This is a genomic window from Furfurilactobacillus entadae (genome assembly GCF_045862745.1).
GTDB classification, from domain to species: Bacteria; Bacillota; Bacilli; order Lactobacillales; family Lactobacillaceae; genus Furfurilactobacillus; species Furfurilactobacillus entadae.
This window is the reverse complement of record NZ_BQXN01000039.1, coordinates 1-7,525: the sequence shown is the minus strand read 5'-3', so window position 1 is coordinate 7,525 and position 7,525 is coordinate 1. Positions and strand designations below refer to the sequence as shown.

Genomic DNA, 7,525 nt, shown 5'->3' with positions numbered 1-7,525 from the left:
TTCTACTTTCCTGATGCGCATGCGCCATGGGAACGTGGTACAAATGAAAACACCAATGGTCTAGTTCGTGAGTATTTCCCCAAAAAAGCTGACTTAAACAATTATTCTGCCCAAGAAATTAAGCACATCGTCAATAAAATTAATCAACGCCCAAGAAAATGTCTTAACTGGCAAACACCAGATGAAGTCTACCATCAGCGGGTGTTGCACTTGGTTTGACAATTTGCGTGACTAAAATTTCTATTGAAACTAAAATCATTGCTGTTGAAGCGTATCTAACGGGAACGGATTCAAAAGCCGCCGTTCGAAACAGATATCACATTGCCAGACAGCTATTCAGTGTTCTAGTTGCTATCTATGAAGAATATGGCCGCCAAGGATTGCTCAATCCACCCAAAGTTACTGATAAGTTTCGTGTTGATCTTGTAAAGTAGAAACAACAAAATCGCGTGTCAATAACAGCGACCTGTGGTCACTTTGGCTTCGCTTCAATGGAGGCTATTGTGCGCTGGGAACGGCTTTATAATCTATATGGTAGTCAAGTGTTGTTAGAGATGCGAACGGGAGTGAAACCACATCGCAAAAGAATCAGATTAGGAACGCATCAAACGCCCCGAACAAGAGAATTTATCATTGCGGATACGCTTAGACGCCTTAAAAAAATACAAGTCTTGAGAAAGCATCCAACCAAGAACTCGCACAAGTCCTCATCGAGTTCAAGGCTGGCAATACCAGCATCGAGCATGGAGAAAGCCACTCAAACAAATGCATATCCGGCAAAGTATGTCTCGACGAGTGACTTGTTTAGACAATGCAGCATGTGAGACTGTCTTTGATAAATTAAAAGTTGAAATTGGTAGTTTACAGCAATACGTAAACGCCTCGGAACTAATCAAAGCAATCGATTCCTGGATTAATTATTACAATCAAAAGCAAATTCAAATAAAATTAGGCGGTCAATCACCACTCGATTTCGAGCGGCAATTAACTGCCTAATTAACAAAACTATTTAGTTCCAACTTTTGGGGTAAAGGTCACTAAGTATTGTTCAAATACGTGAATGGCGCGTAACATATTCGAAACATTTCTTATATTAGTTCGATACGAAGAAGTTCTCAAAAGCATTAAAATGGTTTTTAAATTATTTCTCCCTGTTTAGTCATGTACCCGTTGCACGGAATAGCAACAAGAATTGAAACTATTTATATTAAAAATGAGAAAAGTATAAATTTAAAGTTAGAAAACTTTAATGTGATACTCTTAGTGTGAAATATTAATTCTAGAAAGGTTGTGATCTGTATGAAAACTCACTCAACGTTGTGGTATCTAATTCGTGGATCATTTAAAGGGGGCGCACAAAAGGGTGCAGGCTGGTTGCTAACAAATCCAGGAGCTCGTGCAACAGAATACTATATGAAAACATTGAATTTAAGTAAAGAAGACGTTTCTTCACTGACTAGTATACCTAGTGCTGCAATTCCGATCGTTACAAACGGTGTTATTGCAAATGTTAATGGATCTTATTTAACTACATCAGAATGGAACGAAATTGCTAGTATGCTTGAAAAAATGGCCAAACAAAAGGGAGTTCCACTTTATGATGATGCTGAATACAAACAGCACAAAAACAAACATTCAGATATCGCTCATTTTTAACCAATAAGGGTGGGTAACATGTTTTCAAAATATTATGTAAGTCAGGTAGATGAACAAGATTGTGGCCCTGCAGCTCTCTCGATGATACTCAAGAGTTACGGATCGGAAGTTCCAATTGCGAAAATTAGAGATATTGCGCGCACAGACATTAACGGAACCACGGGATTAGGGATGGCGAAGGCTGCGAAAAAGCTTGGTTTTCAAGTAAAAGCAGTCAAGGGCACGTTAGAACTTCTAAATAGACAAGATATTCCAATGCCGTATATTATACATGTTAAAAAATATGGCAGTCTACAGCATTATTACGTAGTATTTAAGGTGAAAAATGGGAAGTTTCTCGTTGGTGACCCAGACATTAGCAGTGGCCTTCATTGGATTGATAAAGATCGATTAGCAAACGAATGGACTGGAACTGCATTTTTTATGTTGCCAGATGTTGGCTTCAAAAAAAATAAAAAGCGAAGTAATTCAATGTGGCGGATATTGACCGCTTTAAAAAAACAACGTCTATTGATTTTTGGGATAATTGCCTCCTCATTATTAGTAACCGTAATTAATATTGCTGGCGCTTATTTTTTTCAATTCCTTATAAACACAGTAATACCCCAAAAGAGTCTTACACTGTTAAATATTAGCGCTGTAACATTAATGAGTGCTTACATTTTGCAACAACTGATTTCTTACTTAGAACAACTTTGGCTTAATATTCTGAACAGAAATCTATCGTATACACTGATCTTTGATTATGTTAAACACGTTGTACACTTGCCAATGTATTTCTTTGGAACCAGAACATCAGGAGATATAATTTCCAGATTCGGTGACACAAGTAAAATTGTGGACGCAATTGCAAGTAGTGTAATTTCACTTTTATTAAATAGTATGGTCGGTTTGGTAATGGCATTCGTATTAGGAATTCAAAATATTAAGTTGTTAATGTTAACAATGATGGCCATTCCAATATATATGCTAGTCGTCTTGCTTTTTTCAAAACGAATTGAACAATTGAATCGTTTGGAAATGCAAAGCAACGCAGAAGTGAGTTCTAAAATCATTGAATCAATAGATGGTATTGAAAGCATCAAAACGCAAAATGCCGAAAATGAGCAGCTTAACAAAATAAACGCCGGCCTTATTAAATTTTTGGATTATTCATTCAAGCTGGGCAATGTAACTCAACTGCAGCAAATTTTGAAAAATTTAGTGCGTCTAGTCTTCACCGTATTGATTCTGGGATTTGGTGCAAAATACGTAATTCAAGGCGAATATTCAATTGGGCAACTTATCACTTTTAACGCTCTTCTGGGATATTTTTTAAATCCAATACAAGATATCATTAATTTACAATCTAAATATCAATCAGCCCGAGTAGCCAACAATCGCCTAACCGAAGTTTATGAGGTTCCATCTGAACCTGATCATGTTGCTTCCATCCCATTTAGTCTAAGCGAGATTAATTTCAAAAATACATTTTTTCATTATGGATTCTCAAAAGACATTTTAAAAGGAATTACTTTTAAAATCAAATCAGGAGAAAAAATTGCTTTAACGGGTCCAAGTGGCTCCGGAAAATCAACATTGGTTCGACTTTTGGTTGGCTTTATGGAACCTACTAAGGGAACCATCGAAATTAATAATTTCGATATTTCAAACTATAGATTGTCAGATCTTAGACAAACAATTGCCTACGTTACACAGGATCCACATTTGTTCTCCGGTACAGTATTCGAAAACTTGACTCTGGGAGTAAAAACAGTTCCCAGCCTAACTGAAGTACGCAAATTCTGCCAAAAACTTCAAATCGATAAAGATATTATGGAATTGCCAAACGGATATGACACAGACTTATCAGTTTCTCAAACTCAACTTTCAGGTGGGCAAAAACAACGCATTTGTTTGGCCCGTGGTGTTATCACTGGAAAGAAAGTGATTATCTTTGATGAGTCTACTAGTAATTTGGATACCCAAACGGAACGAAAAATCATTGATTTCTTAAATGATTTAAAGGATCGGACAATAATATTCGTGGCTCATCGTCCAGAAGTTAGTCAACGCACAAAACGAGTTATTGTGATGAATAACGGAAAAATCGTTGAAGATGGTAGCCCTAGCCGACTAATGCAACTAGGCGGCACGTACGCGTCATTGATTCAAAATTGTGCAAGTTGATTTGAAAGTAGGTGAATAGGATGTTGAATGTTTGTATACTTTGTCCGCGTGAAAAGGAACTTGATAGGGTTAAACAGCTTTTACAAAATACAATTATAATCGAAGATTTTGATGCAAAAATATCATTCTGTAACAATGATATACACGAACTTTCAAAGTATCTAAACCAAAGTATCGAGCATCGAACAATTTATTTCTTATTGCATGTAGCGGCTGCCGACAGAGAAGATATATTAAATATATGTCAACATATTCGTAGTAAAAGCGCATTTGGAGAAATCATATTAAGCTTTGATGAATTCTTGAATGTCCAAGAATTAATTCAATTGCACCTTGAACCGATGGACGTTTTTTTTGAATTCGATGACGCAGTTCTATCAGATGATCTACGTTACGCGTACTCTCTTTATTTGAATCACGTTCAAATGTCAAAGACGCATCTTGCCTTTCACATGGAAGGAAAATATATTGAGGTGCGAATAGACGAGGTTGTCCTTCTTCAGACCGTTCCGAACCATCCGGGTATGCTTAAATTGAATTGCTTGAATAAAACCTATGTGTTTAAAGGGTTATTGAATACTTACGCTCAAAAATATCCGACATTATTTCGATGTCATAAAAGCTATTTAATAAATCCAGATTATATAAAGCTTCTTGATACTAATCTTAGGGTAATCAAACTAGCCAATGATTTACAAGCCGAAGTCTCTTATAGAAAACTGGTACAGACCGAACGGCTTTGCAAAATCTCATGATGTTAACGTTACATCAAAGATTTCTTACGATAATTTACCTAATCGATATGTACATTGATTTTATGGCATACTGCCATGAAAGGGGGAATTATCATGTCCAGGATCAAGAAAACACCATGGCTCCAAATACGTTTAATTTCAGTAGTTCTTTTTCTTTCTCTTTTTTCGGTATCGCCATATTATACTCATGTGTTAGCAGATTCTAGTGCGAATTCAGATAATTCATCACAAATTTCACAGCCGATAACTGTCCAACAATACAACGAAAATATTCAAGGTGCTAAACAAGTTACTGCATGGCAATATTTGAGTCTAATGAATGATCGTCAAGCCAAATTTTTCGCTTATATTGGGTTTAGTGGCTGCCCTTACTGCAGGGCTCTATCGCCGGTCACGAAACAGTTTATCTCAGAGGCAAAGTTACCAGTATATTACTTAAACTTGACTGAAAGTTTTAAAGATTTTCCGAATTCGGATTTAGGGCTATTCTGGGACACATTTAACGAACCCTATGAATGGGAAGGCACCCCAACAATCGCCTTGGTAGTACATGGAAAAATCGTGGAAGAATATGTGGGATCTGATACCACACTTCAACAATTGAATGCACTCAATAACTTAGCAATAGAACTTAATTAAACGTTAATCCACCAAAAAAAGACTTTTATAACAAAAAACGCATTAATCCAAACATATATGCGATAGTAAGGATGTAGAAAAATAGCAGTCAAAACAGGAAAGGAATGATAATCATGAAAAAAGATTTATCAAAACTTTTTGAAACAGACGAGGTACTAAATGAAGAAAGCTTGAAGAGTATTAATGGTGGACTTGTTGGACCAGGAGGAGTTTCTGGCTACTGGCAATCGGGAGAAGGCGGTTACGAACTCGGGTGTCTTAGTTGCGGTGCGATTTTCTCAGCAATTAAGCATAAGCACGAGACATGTTGCGATGATTTTGGCTAGATCAGCCGAATTATTAGATTGAGTTCCTGACACTGTGCATACCTTCATGAATACGCCGGTTGCAACTTGACCAGCGTATTTCTTTTGGGTTCTTATAGATTACTAATTATGGTACATAAAAGATATTAGTTCGACGTCGTCATCATGGTATTAAAAAAGGAACGCTGATTTAACAACGTTCTTTGGCAAATTCACTTTTGACCAACCTATACTGTTTAAAGTTGGTGCGAATTTAATTCATGTCTAGCTCATATTAAGCAGCCAAAGCGCAAGAACGGCTTTTAAGAAAATTTTATCGCGTTTTAAATCCCCAAAATTCGTGTTTTTTATATGTTTGCTTCCGCAGATTACCAGTCGCGGTCTTTTGGTTACCAGTTTTAGTCGTGTATTTAAAACTGATCTGTTCACCGGCCAATAACTTTTGAACTTCTTCCTCTGTAAAGCGGTGGCTTGCCCACGTTTGATTGAACTTAACCTGTAAGCCATTAGCGTTTGTGCCAGTCGCTTTCTCAGCTGGCTTTCTTGCTAATTCTTCGGTCGGCTGCCCCAATTCCTCACGTAGTGCCTGTGCATTTGCTAGCATAATCGGCTTATCATGCGCCGCAACCTGCGTCACTGTGTTGAGTACAGCGACTGGGTCCTTTTCAAACTGGCCCACAGCCGCCATACCATCAAATAGTTGTGTAGTTACTTTTGTCGACGCGATCATTGCGTCTTTACCCATAACGGCGGTCACAAGACCTGTCTGGGTCAAAGATAACTTTCCTTTTGACTCCTTAACCTGGGCACCATTACCGGTTGAAATGGTGGCCCCGGTACCGACTTGATGTTTTTCTAAATACGTAAACAACCAACTTGTTATCGGTGCGGCTGGTTTCTTATTCGCATCTTCATATACAAACGGATTGGCCATTTTACCCACATTCAACGGTTTAACTTCATCACCCAATACAGATTTGAAACCTAATTCGATCGGTTTATTAACGACCGCCCGATAGTCAGGAAAGTCTTGCAAATGCAATTCGATTGCCTTGTATTGGTAGTTTTCTGCGAACATCGCTAAAGCGCTGTGGGCCGCAACGGTGTAAATACCTCGTGCCGCTGGTCCAAACTGATCTAATTCATCTAACGACTGTGGTAGCTTGCTTCCAGGGCGGTTAGCTCCGTGGCTTCCCTTACCCACGTGCGTTTTACGCGGCTCCAAGTGCGTTAATTGTGCTGGATCGATCCCCACTAATTAGGCAATTGCGTCACGATTCTCTAGCAGTTCTTTGAACTGATCCGGCGTCACTATCCGATCTTCAGTCCGCAGGTACGACATGTAATCTGCATCATACATCGGATCTGTTTCGCACTATATTCTTTGCCTAATTTTCCGGCCAATTTAGCTAAACCAAGCGATGGTGGTTGGGTCTGCTGTTTATCCGTCTTTCTTAGCACTTGAACAGGCGTCGGGTGTAACTGATCTACCACTGCTTGAGCAGCGGCTTGATCATGCTGCGCTTGAGTAATGGTTGTCTCCTTTAGTTCCCGTTTAAACACATTTCCAAACTGATCTTGGAATCGCGCCTCATAGTATGGTTTACGTACTTACTGTTTAATGGCCTGTAACCGTTGATAAATCAAACTAACCATGACTGATTTTAATCGTTCCTGCGGCGCTACTCGGACATTATAACCTGCATTCCGGGCCGCTAACGTCGAAACACGCGTTAACTGCATTGACAACCAATCCCACTTACTCCGGACATCTGCTTTAACAAAATCACCGTCACGTGCTTGATCAGTGATATCAACTAAATTTTGCATGTCTTTGGTAAAAGCCGCTTTAAATTCATCACGCGAATTTACAATTTAAGTGCAACACATATAAAGGCTCATAACTGAGTCTCCCGTATAATGGTGTTTGGGAAAACAAACCAACGGAGGAAAACAGCTATGAGCCCTTATTGTCATCCTACCATACGTGAACGTGAGCTC

General features: G+C 38.5%; 9 protein-coding genes. 7 read left to right on the top strand and 2 right to left on the bottom strand.

What is annotated here, in order from left to right:
• The 7 genes from ACKTR5_RS11465 to ACKTR5_RS11435 all read left to right on the top strand — a co-directional run.
• Positions 1 to 219, top strand: a 219-nt coding sequence (locus ACKTR5_RS11465) for an IS30 family transposase (protein WP_407881626.1), incomplete at its 5' end; no start/stop codon positions are given.
• Positions 220 to 765: 546 nt separating this feature from the next.
• Positions 766 to 996, top strand: a complete 231-nt coding sequence (locus ACKTR5_RS11460) for an IS3 family transposase (protein WP_407881625.1) — start codon at positions 766 to 768, stop codon at positions 994 to 996.
• A gap of 303 nt (positions 997 to 1,299) precedes the next feature.
• On the top strand, positions 1,300 to 1,656 hold the full coding sequence (locus ACKTR5_RS11455; RefSeq protein ID WP_407881623.1) for a hypothetical protein: 357 nt from the start codon (positions 1,300 to 1,302) through the stop codon (positions 1,654 to 1,656).
• A gap of 18 nt (positions 1,657 to 1,674) precedes the next feature.
• Positions 1,675 to 3,825 carry a peptide cleavage/export ABC transporter gene (locus ACKTR5_RS11450; protein ID WP_407881621.1) on the top strand — a complete coding sequence of 717 codons (2,151 nt, stop codon included), beginning with the start codon at positions 1,675 to 1,677 and terminating at the stop codon, positions 3,823 to 3,825.
• A gap of 20 nt (positions 3,826 to 3,845) precedes the next feature.
• Positions 3,846 to 4,580, top strand: coding sequence for a LytTR family DNA-binding domain-containing protein (locus tag ACKTR5_RS11445; protein ID WP_407881620.1), 735 nt, complete (start codon positions 3,846 to 3,848; stop codon positions 4,578 to 4,580).
• Positions 4,581 to 4,673: 93 nt separating this feature from the next.
• The gene (locus tag ACKTR5_RS11440; RefSeq protein ID WP_407881619.1) at positions 4,674 to 5,219 is read left to right on the top strand and encodes a PedC/BrcD family bacteriocin maturation disulfide isomerase; all 546 of its coding nucleotides are present in this window, start codon (positions 4,674 to 4,676) and stop codon (positions 5,217 to 5,219) included.
• A 113-nt stretch (positions 5,220 to 5,332) separates the two neighbouring features.
• Positions 5,333 to 5,545 carry a hypothetical protein gene (locus ACKTR5_RS11435; protein ID WP_407881617.1) on the top strand — a complete coding sequence of 71 codons (213 nt, stop codon included), beginning with the start codon at positions 5,333 to 5,335 and terminating at the stop codon, positions 5,543 to 5,545.
• Between the two features lie 292 nt (positions 5,546 to 5,837).
• Here the strand turns inward: ACKTR5_RS11435 and ACKTR5_RS11430 are convergent, their stop codons facing one another.
• Together ACKTR5_RS11430 and ACKTR5_RS11425 are read right to left on the bottom strand one after the other, a co-directional pair.
• Positions 5,838 to 6,728, bottom strand: coding sequence for a hypothetical protein (locus ACKTR5_RS11430; protein ID WP_407881616.1), 891 nt, complete (start codon positions 6,726 to 6,728; stop codon positions 5,838 to 5,840).
• Positions 6,729 to 7,135: 407 nt separating this feature from the next.
• The gene (locus ACKTR5_RS11425; RefSeq protein WP_407881614.1) at positions 7,136 to 7,354 is read right to left on the bottom strand and encodes a hypothetical protein; all 219 of its coding nucleotides are present in this window, start codon (positions 7,352 to 7,354) and stop codon (positions 7,136 to 7,138) included.
• Positions 7,355 to 7,525 lie beyond the last annotated feature (171 nt).

Bases quoted from the DNA above. Each gene is read 5' to 3' on its own strand.
- ACKTR5_RS11435 (WP_407881617.1), top strand. From the start codon at position 5,333: ATGAAAAAAGATTTATCAAAACTTTTTGAAACAGACGAGGTACTAAAT.
- ACKTR5_RS11425 (WP_407881614.1), bottom strand. From the start codon at position 7,354: ATGCAAAATTTAGTTGATATCACTGATCAAGCACGTGACGGTGATTTT.
- ACKTR5_RS11460 (WP_407881625.1), top strand. From the start codon at position 766: ATGCATATCCGGCAAAGTATGTCTCGACGAGTGACTTGTTTAGACAAT.
- ACKTR5_RS11455 (WP_407881623.1), top strand. From the start codon at position 1,300: ATGAAAACTCACTCAACGTTGTGGTATCTAATTCGTGGATCATTTAAA.
- ACKTR5_RS11445 (WP_407881620.1), top strand. From the start codon at position 3,846: ATGTTGAATGTTTGTATACTTTGTCCGCGTGAAAAGGAACTTGATAGG.
- ACKTR5_RS11440 (WP_407881619.1), top strand. From the start codon at position 4,674: ATGTCCAGGATCAAGAAAACACCATGGCTCCAAATACGTTTAATTTCA.
- ACKTR5_RS11450 (WP_407881621.1), top strand. From the start codon at position 1,675: ATGTTTTCAAAATATTATGTAAGTCAGGTAGATGAACAAGATTGTGGC.